Origin of the sequence: Lacticaseibacillus camelliae DSM 22697 = JCM 13995, assembly GCF_001311195.1 — a bacterium.
In the GTDB taxonomy this organism is placed as follows: Bacteria; Bacillota; Bacilli; order Lactobacillales; family Lactobacillaceae; genus Lacticaseibacillus; species Lacticaseibacillus camelliae.
On record NZ_BBAJ01000040.1, the window covers coordinates 1 to 20,967 of the forward strand.

13 protein-coding genes, 1 other RNA gene and 7 pseudogenes are annotated in these 20,967 nt (G+C 53.3%); 9 read left to right on the plus strand and 12 right to left on the minus strand.

Features of this window, described 5'->3' with window-relative positions:
• Positions 1 to 54: 54 nt before the first annotated feature.
• Positions 55 to 966 (minus strand): Gfo/Idh/MocA family protein, encoded by a 912-nt coding sequence (locus JCM13995_RS08335; RefSeq protein ID WP_054664539.1) that lies wholly within the window; start codon positions 964 to 966, stop codon positions 55 to 57.
• Between the two features lie 206 nt (positions 967 to 1,172).
• On the opposite strand from JCM13995_RS08335, the pseudogene JCM13995_RS13870 reads away from it, so the two are divergent.
• A pseudogene (locus JCM13995_RS13870) lies at positions 1,173 to 2,020 on the plus strand (DNA/RNA non-specific endonuclease); the annotation flags it as partial.
• 111 nt (positions 2,021 to 2,131) lie between these two features.
• Entirely contained in the window at positions 2,132 to 2,290 is a 159-nt protein-coding gene (locus JCM13995_RS18175; protein ID WP_225350806.1) for a sunset domain-containing protein, read from the plus strand.
• Between the two features lie 55 nt (positions 2,291 to 2,345).
• On the opposite strand, the gene JCM13995_RS14475 is transcribed toward JCM13995_RS18175, so the two are convergent.
• From JCM13995_RS14475 to JCM13995_RS17740, 4 genes and pseudogenes are all read right to left on the minus strand, one after another.
• On the minus strand, positions 2,346 to 2,486 hold the full coding sequence (locus tag JCM13995_RS14475) for a hypothetical protein (protein WP_156314388.1): 141 nt from the start codon (positions 2,484 to 2,486) through the stop codon (positions 2,346 to 2,348).
• A gap of 160 nt (positions 2,487 to 2,646) precedes the next feature.
• The gene (locus tag JCM13995_RS08345; protein WP_054664542.1) at positions 2,647 to 3,984 is read right to left on the minus strand and encodes a glucose-6-phosphate isomerase; all 1,338 of its coding nucleotides are present in this window, start codon (positions 3,982 to 3,984) and stop codon (positions 2,647 to 2,649) included.
• Between the two features lie 128 nt (positions 3,985 to 4,112).
• A pseudogene (locus JCM13995_RS08350) lies at positions 4,113 to 4,963 on the minus strand (GRP family sugar transporter).
• A gap of 319 nt (positions 4,964 to 5,282) precedes the next feature.
• Positions 5,283 to 5,895, minus strand: a pseudogene (locus JCM13995_RS17740) (VanZ family protein).
• Positions 5,896 to 6,078: 183 nt separating this feature from the next.
• On the opposite strand from JCM13995_RS17740, the pseudogene JCM13995_RS08360 reads away from it, so the two are divergent.
• The 3 genes and pseudogenes from JCM13995_RS08360 (at position 6,079) to JCM13995_RS08365 (ending at position 9,229) form a co-directional block, all read left to right on the plus strand.
• Positions 6,079 to 8,320: pseudogene (locus JCM13995_RS08360) on the plus strand (LTA synthase family protein).
• A 124-nt stretch (positions 8,321 to 8,444) separates the two neighbouring features.
• Positions 8,445 to 8,612 carry a hypothetical protein gene (locus JCM13995_RS14935; RefSeq protein ID WP_162230928.1) on the plus strand — a complete coding sequence of 56 codons (168 nt, stop codon included), beginning with the start codon at positions 8,445 to 8,447 and terminating at the stop codon, positions 8,610 to 8,612.
• Between the two features lie 32 nt (positions 8,613 to 8,644).
• Positions 8,645 to 9,229: a hypothetical protein gene (locus JCM13995_RS08365; protein WP_162230929.1), complete on the plus strand. Its 585-nt coding sequence runs from the start codon at positions 8,645 to 8,647 to the stop codon at positions 9,227 to 9,229.
• A 612-nt stretch (positions 9,230 to 9,841) separates the two neighbouring features.
• On the opposite strand, the pseudogene JCM13995_RS08370 reads toward JCM13995_RS08365, so the two are convergent.
• A pseudogene (locus JCM13995_RS08370) lies at positions 9,842 to 10,683 on the minus strand (aldo/keto reductase family protein).
• Between the two features lie 114 nt (positions 10,684 to 10,797).
• Here JCM13995_RS08370 and JCM13995_RS08375 point away from each other — a divergent pair.
• Positions 10,798 to 12,112 (plus strand): annotated as a pseudogene (locus JCM13995_RS08375) (Y-family DNA polymerase).
• A gap of 45 nt (positions 12,113 to 12,157) precedes the next feature.
• Here the strand turns inward: JCM13995_RS08375 and JCM13995_RS08380 are convergent.
• The 4 genes and pseudogenes from JCM13995_RS08380 to JCM13995_RS08395 all read right to left on the minus strand — a co-directional run bounded on the left by JCM13995_RS08380 (position 12,158) and on the right by JCM13995_RS08395 (position 15,536).
• On the minus strand, positions 12,158 to 12,661 hold the full coding sequence (locus tag JCM13995_RS08380) for a hypothetical protein (protein ID WP_054664551.1): 504 nt from the start codon (positions 12,659 to 12,661) through the stop codon (positions 12,158 to 12,160).
• A gap of 132 nt (positions 12,662 to 12,793) precedes the next feature.
• A complete protein-coding gene (locus tag JCM13995_RS08385; protein ID WP_054664554.1) occupies positions 12,794 to 13,228 on the minus strand; it encodes an ACT domain-containing protein in 435 nt (144 codons plus the stop codon).
• A 125-nt stretch (positions 13,229 to 13,353) separates the two neighbouring features.
• Positions 13,354 to 14,817 (minus strand): sensor histidine kinase, encoded by a 1,464-nt coding sequence (locus JCM13995_RS08390; RefSeq protein WP_054664557.1) that lies wholly within the window; start codon positions 14,815 to 14,817, stop codon positions 13,354 to 13,356.
• Positions 14,814 to 15,536: pseudogene (locus JCM13995_RS08395) on the minus strand (response regulator transcription factor). Before JCM13995_RS08395 ends, JCM13995_RS08390 begins: the two are co-directional and overlap by 4 nt.
• Positions 15,537 to 15,651: 115 nt before the next feature.
• Between JCM13995_RS08395 and ssrA the strand changes: the two are divergent.
• Positions 15,652 to 16,022: a transfer-messenger RNA gene (ssrA, locus tag JCM13995_RS13875) on the plus strand.
• 437 nt (positions 16,023 to 16,459) lie between these two features.
• Here the strand turns inward: ssrA and JCM13995_RS08400 are convergent.
• Positions 16,460 to 17,494 (minus strand): ABC transporter permease, encoded by a 1,035-nt coding sequence (locus JCM13995_RS08400; protein WP_162230930.1) that lies wholly within the window; start codon positions 17,492 to 17,494, stop codon positions 16,460 to 16,462.
• Between the two features lie 188 nt (positions 17,495 to 17,682).
• Positions 17,683 to 18,330, minus strand: a complete 648-nt coding sequence (locus JCM13995_RS08405; RefSeq protein WP_225350805.1) for an ATP-binding cassette domain-containing protein — start codon at positions 18,328 to 18,330, stop codon at positions 17,683 to 17,685.
• A gap of 361 nt (positions 18,331 to 18,691) precedes the next feature.
• On the opposite strand from JCM13995_RS08405, the gene JCM13995_RS08410 reads away from it, so the two are divergent.
• Together JCM13995_RS08410 and JCM13995_RS08415 are read left to right on the plus strand one after the other, a co-directional pair.
• Positions 18,692 to 19,570: a helix-turn-helix domain-containing protein gene (locus JCM13995_RS08410; RefSeq protein ID WP_162230931.1), complete on the plus strand. Its 879-nt coding sequence runs from the start codon at positions 18,692 to 18,694 to the stop codon at positions 19,568 to 19,570.
• A 163-nt stretch (positions 19,571 to 19,733) separates the two neighbouring features.
• The gene (locus JCM13995_RS08415) at positions 19,734 to 20,666 is read left to right on the plus strand and encodes a hypothetical protein (RefSeq protein ID WP_054664564.1); all 933 of its coding nucleotides are present in this window, start codon (positions 19,734 to 19,736) and stop codon (positions 20,664 to 20,666) included.
• Positions 20,667 to 20,967 lie beyond the last annotated feature (301 nt).

Sequence of the window (20,967 nt, forward strand, 5' to 3'; positions counted from 1 at the left end):
ACCGATCTCAGGCCGCCCGTTTACTGCCAAGCAACTAAACCGCCCGCGGCGTTTTTAATGGAGCTGAGCGACCATGTCCGCAAGCAACTGGTGGGTGATCCGGCTACTCTCTGGCGCGATGGGGTTGTCCGTCTGGTTTTGAAGCGCATCAAGAAACGCGCGGACCAGCGGGGCAAAGCCGCGGGTTTCGAGCGTTGGCTGCCAGTCTGGCGCCTGTCTGGTCGCTTCCCCAGTCTTCGTGTATGCCTGCAGGCGGCTCAGGTCCTGAACGCGGTACACCCCGTCAGTGGTACTGACCGTGGCCTCTTCCAAGTTGGCACCGGCCACCATGTTAATGCCGGCCTCGACGCGCATGCCCTGGGCCGCAAAGCTGACCGTCGCCTGCTCGAGGTTGCCATTTTTATCCGCATGCATGCTGTAACGGGCCTTGGGCGCCGAAGGAAAGCCGGCCAGCATCAGCGCGGTATCCAACGGGTGGATCAGCAGATCGAAAATGGCATCGGCGGCCGGCTGGGGGCTTGCGACCCGATTTTTGACGACCTGAATCACATTCTTGTTAGGCAGCGCCGAAAGTTCGGTGATCAGCGGCGCATACCGGCGATTGAAACCCACCGTCAACATCTTGCGGTGCGCAGCGGCGATCATGTACAGCTCCTGCACGGCCTCCTTGGTCGTGGCCAGGGGCTTGTCGACGTACACATTCACATCACGTTCAAGAAAATGCTTCGCCAGTGCGTAATGCGCCGGCGTCGCCGCATGAATCATCACCGCATCCAGTTTCAGACTGTCCAGCGCCTGCAGATCCGTGCCGGCAGCGGTCAGCCGGTACTGGTTGGCCAGCTTAGTCAACTTGCCTAAATCGCGGGTGGCCAAATACCACTGAACCTTGTCCTGCATTGTTGCATACGTCGGAAAATAGGCTTTCTGAGCGATATTCCCGAGTCCGATCACGCCAACATTGAGCATGCAATCACCTTTTCATTATTAATACACTAACGCTAGCACAGGCCCCCTGCACCGGTCAAAGCAAGACCGCAATTTTAATTAATTCAGCGAATCTGGTAAACCGCTCGACCTGCGCGACAGCGGAAGGGCATAATAGAGTAAGAAAGTCATTGGAGGGAATACTTTTGGGGAAAAATGAATCATCTCATCGCTGTTGGCAGCGACTGCTGAAAACTGCCGCCGCCTTGACGGTTGTCCTGAGCCTCGGTACCACCACTCTGACCGCGTGCGGCAGCGATTCAAGCAGTTCCGTCACGACCAGTCAAAAGCAGAAGACTAAACCCGATGCAAGCCAAAAGGCTGCCAAGGAAAAAGCCCGCAAGGAAGCGGCGCAGAAGAAACGCGCCGCAGCCAAGGCCAAGGAAAAAGCCGCCAAAGAAGCGGCCGCCAAAAAGGCGGCCCTCGCCAAAGCAGCCGCGGCCAAAGCCAAGACAACTGCCGAGCAAAACCTGGCCAACCTGAGTTACCACGGCACTCAAACCATCGACGTCAATGGGGGCAAGCCCACCTTTACGGCAGCGGACCTCAGCACCCAGCACGGCACCTGGCAGCGCTTCGCCGACTTGGACGGCCTTAACCGCGCCACCGACGCAGAAGCGTTGATGAACAAAGCGATGATGCCAACGGCCGAGCGCGAGCCGCTCACCTGGGACCCCACCGGCTGGCACAACAAGAAGCTCAAGAGCGGCTACTTGTACAATCGCAGCCACCTCATCGGCTATCAGCTCACCGGCCAAAACAACAATCCCAAGAACTTGATGACTGGTACGCGCTCGCTCAACTCACCGGAGATGCTGCGGTTTGAAGATGACATCGCCTACTTCATGAAAACTAATCCAGTGCGTACGTGCGGTACTCAGTGCGGCCCGTCTACAAGGGGAATAACCTCCTCGCCTCTGGCGTCCACATGATGGCAGAAGACGTCGGTGCCAGCGGGCTGAGCTTCAACGTTTATATCTTCAACGTTGAAGACGGCGTCACCATCAACTACGCCGATGGCACCAGCGTGGTGAGCGCAAGCGAAAGCGCCCCGGCTGGAACGACCCAACCTGCTAGCGGCAGCACGACCAATGCGAGTGCGGCACCAGCAAGCGGCGCCGCGCACACTACGACTCAGCGCGGCGACATGAACACCGCCAGCGCTGGCAAAATCGTGGGCAATCGCAACTCCCACATCTACCACGTGCCTGGCCAATCCGGCTACCGCATGAATTCGAGCAACGCGGTGTACTTTGACACTGAACAACAGGCACAGGCGGCAGGCTATCGCAAAGCCCTGCGCTAAGCTGACAAAAGCGCAAACTGCTGAAAATTAGCAGTTTGGCGCTTTTGATTTGCCGTCACTTGCGGCTGGTTCGAATGAGCCACCAGTACAAGCCCGTGAGTGCGACAAGGGCTGCCGCACCCACTGCCTGATCAGCAGTGGCAGTCTGGTGGGCCGGCTTGCTGAGCTTCTGCTTAGTCCGATTGGCTGGCTTCATCTGAAAGACCTTCCTTTTGTGGGTTCAAGTGGTGGCCCCAAACCTAACCAAAAGGCCCCCAAACCCTGTCAGTCGCGTGACTCACCCAAAATGAGTCACGCTCGCTGCCACTAGGCTTGAGAGCCTTTTGCTGTTTACCGAACCCCTACGCCCTTAGAAATTACAGGCGAGCGTTCAGTTCCTTGGTCATGTCCTCGAAGCCGGGACGGCCAAGCAGGGCAAACATGTTCTTCTTGTATGCTTCGACCCCTGGCTGGTTGAATGGGTTGATCCCGTTCAGGTAGCCGGAAATGGCAACCGCTGCTTCAAAGAAGTAGATCAAGTAGCCAAGCGTGTACGCATCCTGCTGTGGGATGTTGACGGTCATCACTGGCACGCCGCCATCCGTGTGGGCCAGAACCACGCCTTCGTAAGCCTTGCGGTTAACGAAGGACATCTTCTTGCCTTCAAGGTACTCCAACCCGTCCAGAACCTGCTCGGCCGGAATCTCAATGTCGTGGTTCGGCTTGTCGACCCAAACAACGGTTTCCATGAGGTTGCGGCGGCCTTCCTGGATGTACTGACCCAGTGAGTGCAGGTCCGTCGTGAAGTTAGCGCTTGATGGGTAAATTCCCTTCTGGTCCTTGCCTTCGGATTCGCCCATGAGCTGCTTCCACCATTCGCTGAAGTACTGCAGCGTTGGCTCGTAGTTTTCAAGCAGTTCAGTGGTGTAACCCTTGCGGTACAAAATGTTCCGCAAAGCAGCGTACTGGTAAGCCTCGTTCTTGCTCAAATCAGCGTCGGAATAGGCTTCACGGCCATCAGCGGCACCCTTCATCAAGGCGTCGATGTCACCGCCGGCAACGGCGATTGGCAGCAGACCAACGGCAGAAAGCACAGAGTAACGGCCGCCCAGGTCATCCGGCACAACGAATTCCTCGTAGCCTTCAGCATCGGACTCAGACTTCAGGGCACCCTTAGCGCGATCAGTGGTGGCGTAAATGCGGCCCTTGGCCCCGTCCTTGCCATACTTTGCGATCAGCTTAGCCTTCAGCACGCGGAACGCGATGGAAGGCTCAGTGGTGGTCCCGGACTTGCTGATGACGTTCAGCGAGAAGTCACGGTCGCCGATCATGTCGATCAGATCGGACAGGTACGAACCGGAAATGGAGTTGCCGGCGAAGTAGACTTCTGGCAGCTTGCGGCCTGGTTCGTAGTTGCGGAAAGTGTGGGAGAGAAAATCAACGGCCATCCGCGCGCCCAGGTACGAACCGCCAATGCCGATCGCAACGAAGACTTCAGAGTCACCTTGAATCTTCTTTGCGGCGGCCTTGATGCGGGCAAATTCGTCCTTGTCATAGTTGACTGGCAGGTCCAAGAACCCGCGGAAGTCATTACCAGCGCCAGTGCCTTCGCGCAGCTCTTTGTCTGCGGCGGTAACCATTGCCTGCATTTCGCCAAGTTCGTTCTCGTGAACAAACTTCGAAAGCTTCGATGAATCAAATGAAATGTGAGCCATTTTGATGTGTTCCTCCTATTTGTCTTTGACATCTTCAACTCTAAGCATCGCTCAGGTAAAAAGCAAGAAAGCGGCTAACAAAAGTAAAAAGTCCTACGCAGGTAACAAGCCTGCGCAGAACCGCATGGTCACTGCATGATACCTAAAATCACACCGCCGGCAATAATCAGCAGCGACCCCCAAGTGATCCAGATCATTTCTCTGTGGGTCTTCTTCTCCCCCAGCAGGAAAATCGACCCAAACGTGGAAATCACGATCCCCATTTGCGACAGAGAGTACGCCACTGCCAGCCCGACTTGGGCCATCGCCATCAGCATGAAAACATTCCCGATTCCCCAAAGCAGCCCGGTGACGACATTTTTTTGCGGTGGCCTTGGCGAACGCGTGATGCCCAATGGAAAATAACAGCGCGCCAATCACCATGCCGACTGCCTGAGGCAAGACGACCGCGGTCGCGCCTAACGCCGCCGCCTTCACGACAATCGTGTACCCGGCATAACCGAGTGTGGAAATGATCAGAGTGCGAATACCGGCACCATAGTTGATGATCCCAGCCTCGCCGGTTTTTTTCCGTGCGTGAGGTCAACACCGCCCCGGCAATCAGCGCGAACAGTGCCAAAAGCCCGAGCACGACCATCTTCGTCGTCTGCCACTCGGCAAACAGCAGGGCGCCGGCCAGGGTGTTGGCCACCAGCTGCATGCCGGTGGACATCGGCACCGTCAGCGACACGCCGATGTATTTCATGGCCTGGAACTGCTGACTTTGACCAAGGCTCCAGAACAGCCCGGACAAAATGCCAAACAACCAGACCTTGGCGTCAAGCGTCGGCTGTGCGACCAAGAAAGTCCCAATCCCGAATACCAAAGCACCGAACGTCATCCCCAGCGTTTGCTGATAGGCGTTACCGCCAAGTTTGCCACTGACCAGACCAATTGATCCCCAAGCAATGGCGGGGATCAGCGCGATTAGAATTCCCATGAGTCGTCTCCTTATGAGTGAATTAAATATTGGACAAATAGTTAAAGACACAAGTTATCAGTCTATCGTGATTTCGTTTTCAGCACAACCCTGGTGACCCTCTCAACCCCGTCAGCAAGCGGTTTCTGAAGCCGCTTGCACTTTTTGCCGGAAACCGCTCGCCGCTTTGCAATAATTGACTTTTATCAGAACCCCCAGACAGTATACCACGAAACCAAACTTTTTTCAAAAAAAGCCGTCGCCGGCCCCGGGTTTTCACCCAACGTGGCGCGGCAGGACCGTTTTCAGAAAATAACATAAAAAAACAGGTCCTCGCTGCCTAACGCCGCTTGGACCTGCCAAAAAGTACGCGATAAATGAAGTAGCCCACTAAACCGCCAATCGTGTTAAAGATCACGTCGTCAATGTCAGCCACGCCCGTGTACAGCACGAACTGCAGCCCTTCAATGAGCAGCGAAAGCAGCGCGGCGCGCCATCCGACCCCGAACGCGCCTAAGTGCCGCTTGCTGAGAGCGGGCAGCCCAAAGCCAAAAGGTAAAAACCAGACCACATTGCCTAAGGATTGGTACCACAAATCCACGGGACTGCCAAACCGCAGCTTGATCGTATTCACCAGCGGCACAAAATTGATGTCACTGAGCGGCCGCTGCAGGTAAACCGGCCACTGCCAGGGAAAGTAGTGGTTGCGAAAAACGGTCAGCATCAGCAAAAGGATGAGATATGCGGTAAAAAAAGCCCCACCGCAGCTCCCCGCGCAGCCGCGGCCGCTGATGGCGCAGTCGCAGATAAGCCCACCGCAAGACAAGCGCGATCAGCAGATAAAAGAGGGTCTTGTCCAAACTGTAGATTGCCAGCTTGACCAGCGGCCAATGATTGACGTACCCCGCCAGATGTGCTTGGGCATATTGATATAATGGGCCCAAAAATAGCATGGCAGCCTCCGTTAGTTGTTTCTTACCATTAATTGTAGCAATGACCTACTAGGTCCTCGAACCCGCCTCCAGGGTTTAAATCATTCTTACAAAAGCGCGCTGCGGTCGGCGAAGGTTTGCCCCCCTTGGCTCAGACAGGTACAATGACAACGACTATTCTGTAAGGAGCGCGCCGTGAAAGACCTGATCAACCGGCTTAGAACGACTCGTTTGGGGTTTTTGATCATCCTGCTGATTCTGCTTTGGGCGAAGACCGAATTTGCGTACTACGTCGACTTCACCCTCGGGACCTCTGGGCTTCTCCAGCAGATCATCCAACTGATCAATCCGCTGGGCCTGAGTGCCTTATTTCTTAGCCTGGCCCTTTACGTAAAAAAAAGCGCGGCCCGCTTACATCACTGCAATTGTGATCTATCTCTTAATGACTGTTTTGGTGTTTGTCAACGTGTTGTACTACCGCGAGTTCACTGATTTCATGTCGGTTCAAACGATGCTGGGCGTTTCTAAGGTGACCCAGGGGCTCGGCACCAGCACGATCAACATGATGATCCCGCGCGATTTGGTGTACTGGTTCGATGTCGTGCTGGTCCTGCTGGCCTACCTTGGCTATGGGATCCGTAATGTCTGGCGTTACATTCACCACGAATCCTTGGTTTGGCCGCACTTTGGGCTCAAGGTGGACACCAAGCCTGTGACCTATCATCTCCCCCAGGCGGTGTCGCTGGTCGCTGTCGCCTGTTTCGGCGTCACCATGGCCATCAGCGAGCTCAACCGGCCGCAGCTGTTGACGCGCAACTTCGACCATAATTACACCGTCAAGTACCTCGGGCTTGTTCCGTTCACCGCCTATGATGGGTTTCAAACCGCCCGCAACAGTCAGGTGCGAGCCAGCGCCGACAGCGCCGATATGGACAAGATCCTGCAGTACACGAGGAGCCATTACGCCGCCCCGAATGTCAGTTACTATGGCACCGCCAAGGGTAAAAACGTCATTATCATCCACATGGAATCGTTCCAACAGTTCCTCATCGGCCAAAAAGTCGACGGCCAAGAAGTGACCCCGTTTCTCAATTCGTTGATCAAGCAGAAGGACACGCTCAGCTTCGATAACTTCTACCATCAAGTCGGCAACGGCAAGACCTCGGACGCTGAAAACATGCTGGAAACCAGTACGTTTGGCCTGTCCTCTGGGTCGCTGTTTACCGCGCTGGGCACGGATAACACCTTCCAGGGGGCGCCGAGCCTGCTTCAGCAGTACGCCGGCTACACCAGTGCCGTATTCCATGGGGGCCTCGGTACCTTCTGGAACCGCAACAACGTTTACAAGAGTCTGGGTTATAACTACTTCTTCGACGGCAATTTCTACAACCATGACGCCGATACGCGAACCGCTTACGGCATCAAAGATAAGCTGATGTTTGGCGAATCAATCAAGTACATGGAGCATTTGCAGCAGCCGTTTTACGCGAAGGTCATCACGACCACTAACCACTACCCGTTCTTCATCACCGATGAGGATTCCGACTTCCCTGAGGCCAATACCGACGACGCATACATCAAAGGGTACTTCCGCACCGCGCATTACTTGGACCAAGCCTTGTCAGAATTCTTCGCCTACCTGAAAACCTCCGGCCTGGAAAAGAACTCCATCGTGATGCTGTATGGCGACCACTTTGGCCTGTCAGACGACCGTAATAAGGACCTTGCCTCGCTCCTGACCCCTGACAGCAATCCCACCGCTGCCAAACTCACGAATGACGCGACTCCCGATGATTGGAATGCGTTTGATAACGCCCAGCTCCAGCGCGTCCCTCTGATTTTCCACATGCCGGGACTTAAGGGCGGCGTTAATCACACATACGGCGGAGAAATCGACGTTCTGCCGACCCTGCTTCACCTGCTTGGCGTCAAGAGCAACAACTTCGTCCAGTTTGGCACCGATTTGCTCTCACCGCAGCACGACACCACGATTGCCTTCCGGAATCACGACTTTGTCACGCCGCGTTATACCGTTCTCAGCGGCGTCGTCTACGATAATAAAACGGGCCAAATCGTCAAATTGAGCGCCGCGGACCAGGCGACGATCGATGCTAAGCAGCAACACGTCAACCAAGAATTATCACTCTCGGATACGCTCGCTAACAAAAATCTGCTGCGCTTTTACGTTCCGAAAGGGTACACCCCGGTCAACCCGGACCAAGCCGACTTTTCTCAAAGCCTGGCGCAAATGATGCATGTTGAGCAGGAGGCCGGGAAAAAGTCCACCTCGTTATTCAGCAAAAATCATGATCAGTCAACCGTTTCAGACTTCAGCACCGATGCGCCTGAGGTCGCCAATGACCCCAGCGCACTGACCACCTATCCGGATAAGGTCGCAGGCCAAGCGAACGGTGACGTGAAGAGAACCACTCAGTCCAGCAAATAACGCGTCAATTGGGTCCCGCCGAGCGCGAGGCCTTTTTGGTTGCCGCAAAGCGAGTTTTTCGCGTTGGCTTCACACTTTGTTCAAAACTGCCCGTTATACTTTGACTCGTAAGGTGGTGATCAGCATGCGGTTCATGGAGCGGGTAGCCAGCGCGATTCGATATCATAAACGGGTTTACCTGGGCGAATTTTTGCTGACCGCTGTTTTCTGCCTCGCTAGTCTCGCTTTGTGGACCATTCGCCACGCCAACGCCGACATGCGCCAAGCTTCATCAACCGGCTCGAACAGCTGACGACGGATGGTCACGCTGCTTCAGGCCCAGTCGTGCAAGCCGTAAAAGCCGGCTACGCCACACTGGACACGCGATACACGCTCACGTGGTTGGTCGTGGTCGCGATCAACCTGCTGCTTTGCCTCGTTTTCGGGTGGTGGTCTGTGCGCCACCGCCGCGCTGAATCCGAGGCCTACCTGATTTTGGGTAAAAGTACTTGGAGTATCGCCGCCCAGTACGTTGCTGAAAGCCTGGCTGTTTTCATTGCCGCATTCCTGCTGATCGGTCTGGCCACCTTTTTACTCAGCGACTCGCTCAATCACTTACTGGTCAATCAGAGCCGGAATGCGCTGACCGCTGAGTTCAGCCGCAGCGTGTCAAACACCACTGCCAATCAGAGCCTCCGCACTTTGTTCGAGCACAAACTCACCGAGTTTACCGGCCCTGGCCTCTTCTTCCCCGGTCCCCCACCCAACGAACCGCAGCCGCCGCACCAGCTCTTCGGGATCATCCCCACTGCACTGGTCGGGTGTGGCACCATTATCGGCGGTCAAGGCCTCGCTGCACTGGCTGAGCTGAGCGTGATTAAACACCGGCTGCTGCACACGGTGTCCTCGCCTAATCAAACCCATTCCTAAGGAGACATGTAAATGACCCTTTTTCATTCGCAAACTGCACAAACTTTTCGCGATCATGTCAAAACCCTTTTTGCTCCGGGAATGATCAGCTTCGTTTTCGTTCCGGCAACTGCGCTCACCCAGACCTTCGCCGACTACACGCAGGCGTTCGTTAACGGTGGCTGCACCAAAGCCCTGGCGCTGGTCGATCAAACCGACACGGGAATTGTGCCCTACCTGAGCGTGCGGGCGAACCTGCTGATCAACAGTCGCGGCTCGGCGATGGATTTGCTGCCAGCAGTCCTGCGCGAAGACACCTTATTCTTGGATCAGCTCGCAAGTCAGCTGACCCCAGCCGAAAGTCTCTACCTCCAATTCTTCCGCGGCGTCATGAGCAAGCGCCCAGTGATTCTTGCCAACGGCCTGCCGGCGAGCATGGTGCCAACCGAAACGCGCGCCTTTCTGAGTTTGGCCGCTCAGACGCTGGCTGGGAGCGACTCCCGATTCGTGATCCTAACGGCCGATCAGGGATTGATTGACGCGCATCCGGACCACAGTTTCACCGCCGCCCCCAACCTGGTGATTGCCCCTGATCAACCAAAAAAAATCGCGCCTAGGCGCGATTTTTTTGACTTAATAGCGATTATTGTCTTCCCCCGGCGCCGTGTCCTTCAACTGATCAAGCGTCTTCATGTCCTCATCGTTGATGGTAAAACTCAACTCGGTATTGGCTTTGATGTGCGCCGGACTGGTCGCCTTAGGCAGCGGCAGCAAGCCTTTTTGCAGGACATAGCGGATCGCCACCTGCGCGACTCCAGTATTGTAGTGGCCGGCAACGGCCTTGACGGCATCGTTGTTGAGCAGAAAACCCGTCGCCAGCGGTGAAAAGGCCTCAACAAGCAGCCCATTATCCTGCGCGCACTTGACGTTATCGTCCTCCGTAAAGCCGATGTAGTACTGCAGCTGCAGTGCCATCGGCTTGATCTTGGCGTGCGCGTACAGGTCCTCTTGGTCGCGAACGTTGAAGTTGGAAATGCCGATGGCACGCACCTTTTTGCTGGTGTAGAAGGACTCCATCTGTTCCCATACGGTCCGATTCTGCACTCGGTAATCCGCGCCGAACTCTTCCCATGGCCACGGGGCATGGATCAGGTACATGTCAATGTAGCCAAGGTCGAGCCGGGCCATGGACTCTTCAAAGGCCGCCTGGGCCGCCTCTGCCGTCTTCGCCCCGCGGGGAGCTTAGAGGTCACAAAAATCTGATCACGCGGGATCCCGGAATCACGGATGGCCTTGCCCACGCTTTCCTCGTTGCCGTAGCCGTGTGCTGTGTCAATGTGTCGGTAGCCCTGGCGAAGGGCCTCGCTCACCGCCTGGTAAGCGGCATCACCGTTGGGAATCTGCCACGTACCAAAACCCACCTGCGGGATTTTGACCCCGTTTGGGAGTGTGTATGGATCAGTTAATACTGACATTTTTTTCACCTCATTTTTTTAATCTGAACATGAAAAGTATAGCACGTGACGGACCATTAAATGGCTTGCCAAAGCAGAACGTTTGTTCGTATAATGAACAAGAGGTGAGTCATGATGATTGAGCCATCTATTTACGCAAACGAGCCGCACCGGGTCATTTTTCTAATCGATAATAAATCCTTTTACGCGTCGGTCGAGGCGGTCGCCCGCGGCTGGGACCCGCTTAAGGTCGCCCTGGTCGTCATGTCCGAGCAGGAGAATACCAACGGCGGCTTGATCCTTGCCACCTCGCCGATCGCCAAAAAAAGAGTACGGACTGCAAGCAAACGTGAGCCGCCAGCGCGACCTGCCCGACGACCCCAACCTGATGGTGGTCCCCCCGCGCATGAACCTTTACATTCAGCGCAACCTGCAGATCAACGACATCTTCCGCCGCTTCGTCGCCGATTCAGACCTGTGGCCGTATTCGATCGATGAGTCTGTGCTGGACCTCACGCACTCCTGGCGCCTTTTTGGCAAGACGCCACGGGAAGTCGCCAAGCGAATCCAGAAAACGGTGTATCACCAGCTGGGCCTCTACACCACCGTCGGCATCGGTGAGAACCCGGTCCAGGCCAAAATTGCCTTGGACGTCTACGCCAAGCACCAGCCAGACCTCATCGGCGAGATTTCCTACGCCACGGTCCCAGAGAAGCTGTGGTCGATCAACGACATGACCTCAGTGTGGAGCATTGCGGATCGCACCGCCACGCATCTCAAACGGCTGGGCATTACCACGGTTTACGAGCTGGCACACGCCAACCCTTACCTACTCGACCAGGAAATGGGCATTATCGGCCAGCAGCTGTTTGCCCTGGCCTGGGGAATTGATCGCACCACCATCGCCAAGCGGGTGTCGACCAAGGCCCCAAGTATCGGCAACTCTCAGGTTCTCCCGCGCGACTACGCGATTCAAAGTGAAATCGAGCTCGTGATCAAGGAAATAGGCGAACAGGTGGCTGCCCGCTTGCGTCATCACCACAAGAAAGCCGGCAGCGTCAGCCTGGGGATCGGCTTTTCCTACGCGGCCGCAGAGGCTTCAGGCAAAAGCGGCTTCAGCCACGCGCTGCGCATTTTTCCGACCAACCGCAACGACGAGCTGAACGAGGCGCTGATCATGCTATTTCGCCGCTACTGGCACGGCGAGGTCATCCGCAACATCGCCGTGTACACCGGCCGCCTGGCCCCGGACACGGGCGAGCAGCTGAGCCTGCTGCAACCCGTGGCAGACCAAGTGCGAACCACCGACCTTGCCCGCGCAGTGGACAGCCTGCGCACCAAATTCGGCTTCACTGCCGTTGTCTACGCCAAGAGTAAACTGCGCGGCGGCACCGCGATCCAACGCGCCAGCCTGGTCGGCGGCCATAACGGCGGCAACAGCTACGAATAGCAAAAAGCGGCGTCCCTACGCGGATTGCGAGGGGCGCCGCTTTGATTACAGTGAGAAGTGGTAATCCTGATCATCGGCCAAGCGCATCACGGCCTCAACATCCAGGCCATACTGCTCGCTGACCTGGTGCAGTAAGTAGTCACGCAGCTCGTCATGGAAGAACCCTTCAAGCGCATGATCAAAAGCAAAGAACCAGCCTTCACCATGCTGATGAGAGATGATGGTTTCATTGAACAGTTGCCTCAAGATCTGGCGCCCACTGAGGCTGACTTTGATGGTTAATTCGCGCTTGACGCCGTTGTCCACCACATGGAGCGTTGCTCGGTGAAAGTGCGCAAACCACAATCCCAGCAAAAGCAGCGCACAGAGCAGCGGAACGCCAATCAAAACCGCGACCAGGGACGGCAGGACCACGCCGAGATCCACCGGCGCACTGACCCCGGCGAAAAGCACTGATACCAGTAGAATAAGCGCCACTAGCAACAACGCCGGCAGCACCACAATCAACGCCAGCAAAACGCCACAAAACAGCTTCACAACACGGCTCATTCAGAAAAGCCCCCCAACGACAGCAGTCGCCAATTAAAAAAACGCGACTCACTCCCACAACTCGCGTTTGTTCTTGCAAATTAGAATATACCTCATCGAATTCACTTGCAAGTTTAATCTTACTGTCAGGAATCACTCAACGGAAATCAGGGTCACATCTGTCACGCCGCGGGACTTTTTCAGCGCGGACAGCAGGCTGTCAACAGTCCCAGTGAGGTTGCTGATGTCAAACGAAATCACCACGCTGGCCCAGTCGTGAATCGGAATGTTCTGGTTAATGGTAATGACCGATGCTTCGGCATTGGACATCGTCGTCAACACTTCCGACAGAATGCCCCGATCATGGTGCAGCATCAGTGAAATCACCGCCTTGCGTTGAGCCAACCCGGCGTCAGGCAAGAAGACGTAATCCTTGTACTTGTAATAAGTGCCTCGGGAGATGCCCACCTGCTTGACCGCTTCCGAAACCTGACGCACTTGCCCGTTTTCAATCATCGTGCGTGCGGCGATCACCTTTTCCACCACGTCCGGCAGGATCGAACTATCGACGATATAATATTTTTCCACAATAAATCCTCGATTCCCTATCAAATAGCCCCATTGTATCACGAATGGTGAACAACTGCGCACAGAAACCCACAACTGTCGTCAAAAAAACACCCAGACCGCCGTGATGCAGCCTGAGTGTCGCCTTATTTCGTATGCGTGATGGGCGCCTGCTTAGGCGCCGTTTCCTCGTCTGGAAAGGCAACTGTGAAGGTCGTCCCTTCATCTTTCTTCGACTGCACGTCAATTGTGCCGCCATGCAGCGTGACCAACTGGTGAACAATGGCCAGCCCCAATCCGGACTCCCCGTACTTGGTGTTTTTCCGGGAAGGATCCGCCTTGTAGTAACGCTCCCAAATATTTTTCACCTGGTCCTCAGTCATGCCAATGCCGGTATCGGCAACGCTCAGCTCAGTTTGATGGTACCCGGTTTTCGCCGTGACCGTGATGGTGCCGTTTTGCGTGAATTGAATCGCGTTTTGAATGATGTTGACCATCACCTGAACGAACCGGTCGCGGTCAGCGTACACCTGAACGTCTGGACTGGCCTTGAGCACCAGTTCGTCCTTAGCGTCTGCCGCCTTCTGCTTGAGCTGGACCTTGATCTCGCCCAAGGCTTCGGTCGCGTTGAACGTCTGCTTTTTCAGCAGGATCTGGTTGGTGCGAATCTTTTCGTAGTCAAGGTTCTCGTTGACCAAGCGGATCAGCCGGTTGGTCTCGTTGCGCATGAGTTGAATCGACTGGCCCTTGCTTTCTTCAGGAATCGCATCATAAGCCAAGCCTTCAAGCAGCCCGTTGATCGTGGTCAAAGGCGTCCGCATCTCGTGGGCCGCATCCGCCATAAACTGTCGCCGCCGCTCCTCCTGGCGATGGATCTCCGCCTGGCTGTCGCGTAGGGAGCCGACCATGTCTTGGAAATCGTCGGCCAGCGCCGCGACCTCATCATGCGTGCGACTCTTGATTTTGACATCCACGTCGTAATTGCCTTCAGCGACCTGATGCGTGACCTGGCGCAGCCGGTTGATGCGATTGACCTGATAGCGCGCAAGGACATAACTCAGCACAATGGCGACCAACAGCGACAGAAGAAAGGCGATAAACAGGTTATACTCAGTCCGCCGCAGTGAACTTTGAATGTTGTCCACTGGCGCAAACGCCGCAATGACAAACAGCAACTTACCGGACAAAAACACCGGCTTGTAGTAAATCGTCATGCTTTGCTGCTTGCCATTGCGGGGATTCGTGGTCAGCTCCGGCAGCGCCACTGCGTCACCGTTTTCTAGCTGCTTCCAGTATCTGCCAGCGATGGCCGTGGCCTGGCCTTCCGCTGTTTGGGGGTAGCGGACGGTATTGGTCGCATCATAAATCATGAAGTGAACATTCTGCTTCTTCAAGATTTCCTCAGAGTGTTCAATAAATTCGGTGTTGATCAGGTAGGTGTTCGGGTCCACGGCGCGGTCTTTTAACACGTCGGTGTACTCTTCCAGCTGGTCAAAACTGTTCTGCCACACCGTGTTTGAGGTGGAGCGGATGAACATCACCGAAATGATCGCCATTGCGACAATCAGGACGCCGAAGAACGCCAGCATCTGTTGATAAAGAAGTTTCACTGGTCCAGCCCGGAGTCGTCAAACTTATAACCGACCCCCCAGACCGTCTGGATGATTTGCGGTCCAGCCTTTTCAATCTTCTGCCGCAGCTTTTTGATGTGGGCATCGACCGTCCGTTCATCACCGTAATATTCACAGTCCCAGACGAGCTGAAGCAGCTGTTCTCGGGAAAAAAACCTGCTTGGGATTGGCCGCAAGGGTGTGCAGCAGGTCGAATTCCTTCGGCGTCAGCCCCTCGATTTCCTTACCGTCCAAGTACGCTTCGCGGGTCTTCGTGCTCAGTTTGAAATGATCCGTGACCACATCAAAATCTTCTTCGTCCTCCTGCTGAACAGCTGCTGGTTCCGCAGTTTCAGCCCGCCGATGTAGCGCCTTAATGCGCGCCACCAGCGTGATCGGCGAAAATGGCTTAGTCACGTAGTCATCCGCCCCAAGCTCAAGGCCGAGCACTTGATCACTTTCAGAGTCGCGCGCCGTCAGCATGATCAGTGGCACGGTTTTGGACAGCTTACGAATCTGCTGAGCGACCTCCATGCCGTCCATTTTCGGCAAGTTGAGGTCCAGCGTGATGATGTCGAAAGAGTCCGGCGCCGCTTTAAACATGGCCAGGCCAGACTCGCCATCATAGGCATTCTCGACCTCCCATTTTTCTTTTTTTTAAAAAACATGTCCATCATCTGGGCAACACTTTCGTTGTCTTCGATCATCAAGATTTTCATTTAACAGCCTCTTATAATTAGTCGTTCACTATCTCATTATAATTCCAGCGTAGCACGCTGCACACCTCTTTGACAAAGGTTTTAATGACGTGATACGATGTAGTTTGCAAGTTATGGGGACGTAATGGTCTCGACATTGGTCGTTTCGCCAGTGGTGCACTCCGGAGGCTCGGCTCCGTCATCAACGGAACACAGTTTTTAACTGCAAACAACAATGAATCATCTTACGCTCTGGCTGCCTAACAACAGTCTTTAGCGTGATCCTCCCGGTGTCGCACTAGCGCCGGATCTGGGTCTCAATCAATAGTGCTACGGGTCGCCCTCCCACCTGAAGGTGTGGTCAAGAGATAATCAGGTTAGCATTGCGCCGTTAGCCCTGCGCGTCGGCGCTCGCGCAATGCGAAATCCCAAGTAGGCGCACTATGAGTGTAGAGCTGTTGGTAGGAAGGCTGATGGACAGGGGTTCGATTCCCCTCGTCTCCAGAAAGTACCTTTTCATACGTTTCGATTGAGTCCTGAATCGCTGATTTACCGGGGATTTGGGGCTTTTCTTTTCTGCTCGTTTCGGTTGACTCGAAATGACTTTCCACATTCGGTAAAACGAATGGACGCTTTTTAGGCACTCACTAACAATAACGATTGTCGGCCAAAAGTGTGATGATTCTGTGGCGAATTAAGCAACAAATCTAGTGTCTCTATCGCTGCCCCTATTTTAGCTATTAACTGGTTAGAATGCTGGGGATTATTTTTTGAGGCTTGAGGCTTTTGCTAAAACTTTGGGGTACCCGCCCTCCCCCATGACATACAAAAAGCCAGCTGACCTCATTGTGCGAGGCAACTGACTTTGATGGTCGTTAGTCAATCTTCAACTCATCATACTGATTCAAGTTTGTCAGCAGTCTTAACTCATCTGGCCGTGACGGTTAAAGTAGCTGCCGCCGGTGCACAATCAGGCTCGTCAGCCCAAGCAGCATAATTGTGCCAACAATTAACACGGCAACGGCGCCACCATATCCCAGGCTAGGCCAAGCGGCAGAGTGCAGGATTAATCCCGAGTAATCGAAATACGCAGACGGCAGGAACTTTGCCGCGCCACTCAAAATCTTGCTGCCGATGACTGGCGCACTGCCAGTGAGCAGCACCAAGACGTCCGCCACTAGCACGGCATCCATGTCGCTGGCAAATAGGCCGACTAACGCACTGAGCGCCACGAAGAAACAGAACACCGCAATCAGCGCGCCAAGGAACAATATGAGAAAATGCCCCAACAGCATGACTGAGGCGCGCTGCCCGTCCGGTGAATACACAATGGGGTACTGGAAGCTGCCCCAACCAGCGCTTAGCCCAATAATCACATACACGATCAGTGCAGTGAGGCAAAACAACGGCAGCGCGATAGTGAAAGCAACGCCAATTTTGGCAATCAGGACCTTCATCTTGGTCATTGGTAACGTGTTGGTCACGCTGAGGTTGCCTTCACGCTTGTCGGTCGTGAAGAACTCGGCCAGCCAGACGATGAACACGGCGATGATAAGCAGCGGCGAAACATGGTACAGCAACGCATCGCTGACATAATTCGCGGCTGGAGGCTTGATCGACGCTACCGGAATCTCGCGCATGTGATGCTGATACAGGTACGTATGAAACGCGACGTCTTTCTTGCGCTCGATCAGCTTGCGGCTTGTGGGCTGGCCAGCGTACTTGATCAGCTGCAGCTGCACGTGCGGGTCCTTTTCCGTTGCGTGCAGACTGTACTTGGCGTGGTCTAACACCGCTTTGTTGACCTCATCAAGGTCGGCCGCCGGCCCACCGGAGGCGACAAGGGTGATTTGGTCAAGGTAATACTTTTCCTGCTTCTTCTGGCGCAACTCGGCCTTCACCGTGGCTGTGGCGGGCTTGACCTTCTTTAGCTTATTGATGGTTTTGGCGACCGTCTCACCGGCTGTGGCATAGGCCATGTACTGATCGGCCTGCGTCGTGTCCTGCTGGCCGAAATGGCTGAAAGACGTGCCCATCAAAAGGAGAAAAAAAACGCTGCCGCAATCACAATGTTGGTAACTGAGTGCAGCCCTCGTTTCAACGTGATGCGATACTGTGGTCCCATTTCAAGCACCTGCCTTCGGGAAGAAATGGTTGTAAACGCCCATCATATCCTGACCGGTGTTTGTGACATCATGCAGGGTTTGGTCCTTGAGAAAAAAAAGACGTGGTCACACGTGCGCCCGACGCTGTCCATTTGGTGAGAGGAGATAACCAAACTCTTGCCCTTGGCTTTGAGCTGAAGGAAAACCTCCTCGAATTCTTGAATGCTGGTGGGATCCAGTCCGTTCAGCGGTTCGTCGATTAGCATGGTTTGCGCGTCGCTGATGATATACATCGCCAAGAGGACATGCTGCTTCATGCCCAAGGATAGATCCTTAATCACCTTCTTGTAATAACTGCCCATCTCCAAACTTTCCACCACCGGACCAATCTCAACCTTGGAGTGCCAGACCTCCTTGACGTACGTCAGGTGATCTCGCACGGTCAGCTCCTGGTACAACTGGTTGGAACTCTCTAGGAAAAACAGCTGCTTCAGGTAAGCGATGCGCTTGCTGTACAGCTTGAGGCCGTTCAGCGTCAGCGTATCCGCCCCGGTCGGCAGGAGGCCGCACAAAAGCTTGAGCAACGTTGTTTTGCCGGTACCATTTGGCGCGACTAGGCCGACGATTTCGCCATCCTCAACAGTAAAACTGAGGTGCTCGAAAATTTGCTGGTCTTTGTACGCAAACGACAGGTCCTTCACTTCTAGCATAAAAACACCCCGCTCTAAATTAAGTTTAGACATAATGTCCCATATAGAATTGATTGTTGCTCGTGAACCATTCTGGTTTGAATCTTTCGTCGTTCGAACTTGGTGCTAAAAAGATATGTTTTTCATTAAAAATCGATGTTAAAATTAAAGACAAGTTAGAGCCGAGTGACTGGGCAAATGATACGTTATTGGCTGCAGGCTGGTACAACGAACTATTTGTTATCCCAATGTATGCCATGAATGGCCGCTGTCGTCGTAATCGGTCCCAGAGACGACCAGTCCGTGTTCGAGAACGGACAGAAGCAGAGCTATGCAGAGAAACTTACAGTATTTTTCATTTTTTTACTCCGAGGTGTTTGTGATGACCGGATTCGTCTTTAGAAAGTTGCGTAAGGAAAGATGTCTGTCACAATCCGAGGTGGCAGGTGACATTATCTCTACATCGACGTTGTCTCGATTTGAGGCGGGGAAGACCAATTTATCTTTCGACATTCTCAAGCGACTACTCGTCAACTTGGGAGTAACAGTTGAGGAATTCAATAGCCTTACCAAAGAGGGAGAAGGATTAACGCAGCGGTTTGAATCAAAAGTCGCGCTTGCATATTTCAAGAAAGATATCAGTGGTCTATTTGACCTTTATCGCACGTCAATTCATGCATATAGACGCAGCAGTGCAACTCATGATTTATATCAAGCTGCCACGGCGGCTAATTTTTATTTAGATTTAACCGGGAGACAATTACTGCGTGGAAGTGATCTAGCTAAACTAAGCGATGATTTATCTGACAATACTGTGTGGAATGAACAAACCGTCAGACAATTTGCGAACGTTTCCGCAATCTTAACGACGCGACAAAATATTGCTATTGCGTTGTTACTGCTAAATGCCCTGAATGAGATACGACAAAACGATTTTGAAGCGTACAAGCGTGCATGGGATGCCCTCTTAAATACAGAATATCTTCTGTTGGAACGTAAAACGATGGAAGATTTCAATGGTGCAAGAAAGCTGATGGGTCTGATACAACAGCAAGAATTACCTAGTCACCTCCTCTTCACAACCATTCGCCGGTCTTTCATACAACTGCTGTACGATCTCCGCTCCGGCAAGGAAGATGTTGAGCCTAAAATATTTAAAGCCATTGAATTTCTTCAAGAATTCGGCGCAGATCAAGTTGCGACTGAATTCAGAGAGATGTATGACAGTGTCAAGTTGGCCAGCCGGACAAAACCAATGTAGTTTACTCAGATAAAAGTGCTTACATATTTTTCACATCTGCAAATTTTGCAAGTTAAAAGTTTCGTTCATGCTACGATTCACTCCAGTACAAGTTCCTGGGTTGACTGTATCTGGTCTAATTTATTTCGTCTTTTTTTTCAGTTAGGAGAGGGGGACGAACGGCATGAAGGCTATTCTCCGGTTTCAGTTCAAACAACAGCATTGGCGCCTCTGGGCGTTCACGGTTTTCCTATTAGCTGGGTTCATGTATCTGTCTCTTCGACCCGGAATCGTCTCCAGTGAAGCATCCGGATGGCCGCAGACTAAAGCGGAACGAATTACGACACAGAAAAATGTAGAAAAAGTAATGAGTACCGAACTGAAACGAGGGATGCAGCAGGGTTACGCCGAAATGGACAGTTATGCCAGGGCGAGAGCAGATTCTTTCAAGGACTCGCCAGAGTGGCGTAGCACGATTCGAGAATTACAGTCCGAAATGGCGCACCATAATTATGCGGCCTTCAATGCAACAATCCTATCGGCGTATAAGTCAAGTGATCTTGCTGACAGAGGCGTCTTGGTCTATTTCAATCTTCAAAATCGTGACCGTCTGAATGTTCTCAAAGCTTTTGTCAAACGGCATGTCAATGCAACACCGGCACTCGACGTTCAGGATGCGATAGTGGCATTGGTTTATGCAACGGGCGCGGATTCGCAATCGGTTGATGAGGGAGCGGATCGCATTTTGTTACCGATTTTGTCTATGATTGCACTTCTATTGTTTAGTGCGTTCAGTCGATCTAAACGTAATGAAACAGATTCTCTCGAAGAAATTTCGCCCGTTAGGATTCATACGATATTCTTCGGAACAGCAATTCCACCGTTTTTACAAATCGGTGTAACGTTAATCTTAGGTACCGCTCTGGCATTATTGGGATTAATATCACTGGATCATATACCACTTGGGGAACCCTTTTATGCAGTCTCTCAAAAAAACCAGTTCAGGGGTACATATCGTTTATGCGCTCCAATGGGGTGGTATCCTCTTGTTGTACTTTCTCGTGTGGACACTGTTGTTAACCTCCGGCGCATACCTTCTCTCACGTTTTACCAGTAACCGAATACTCGGAGATACAATCTTGTTGTGTGTGATTTGGGGACGTGCCCTTAATCTTGTTTACTTGTTACCGAAAATGATCAGACCCTTTCTTCCCTCATCGCTCACGAACTTTATGGGCATTTATTACGGGCGCGGTGATTTTCACAACATCGAGTACGTACATTCGTTGAGCTTGATTTTAGCAGAGGCCCTGACACTATACGGGATCACTATGCTTGTCTCCCTTCAACAGCACAGGCAAGGTCACTCTTAGTTTAGACGTCCTATTTTTCCTCAATTAGTAAGTAGAAGTCTTTTA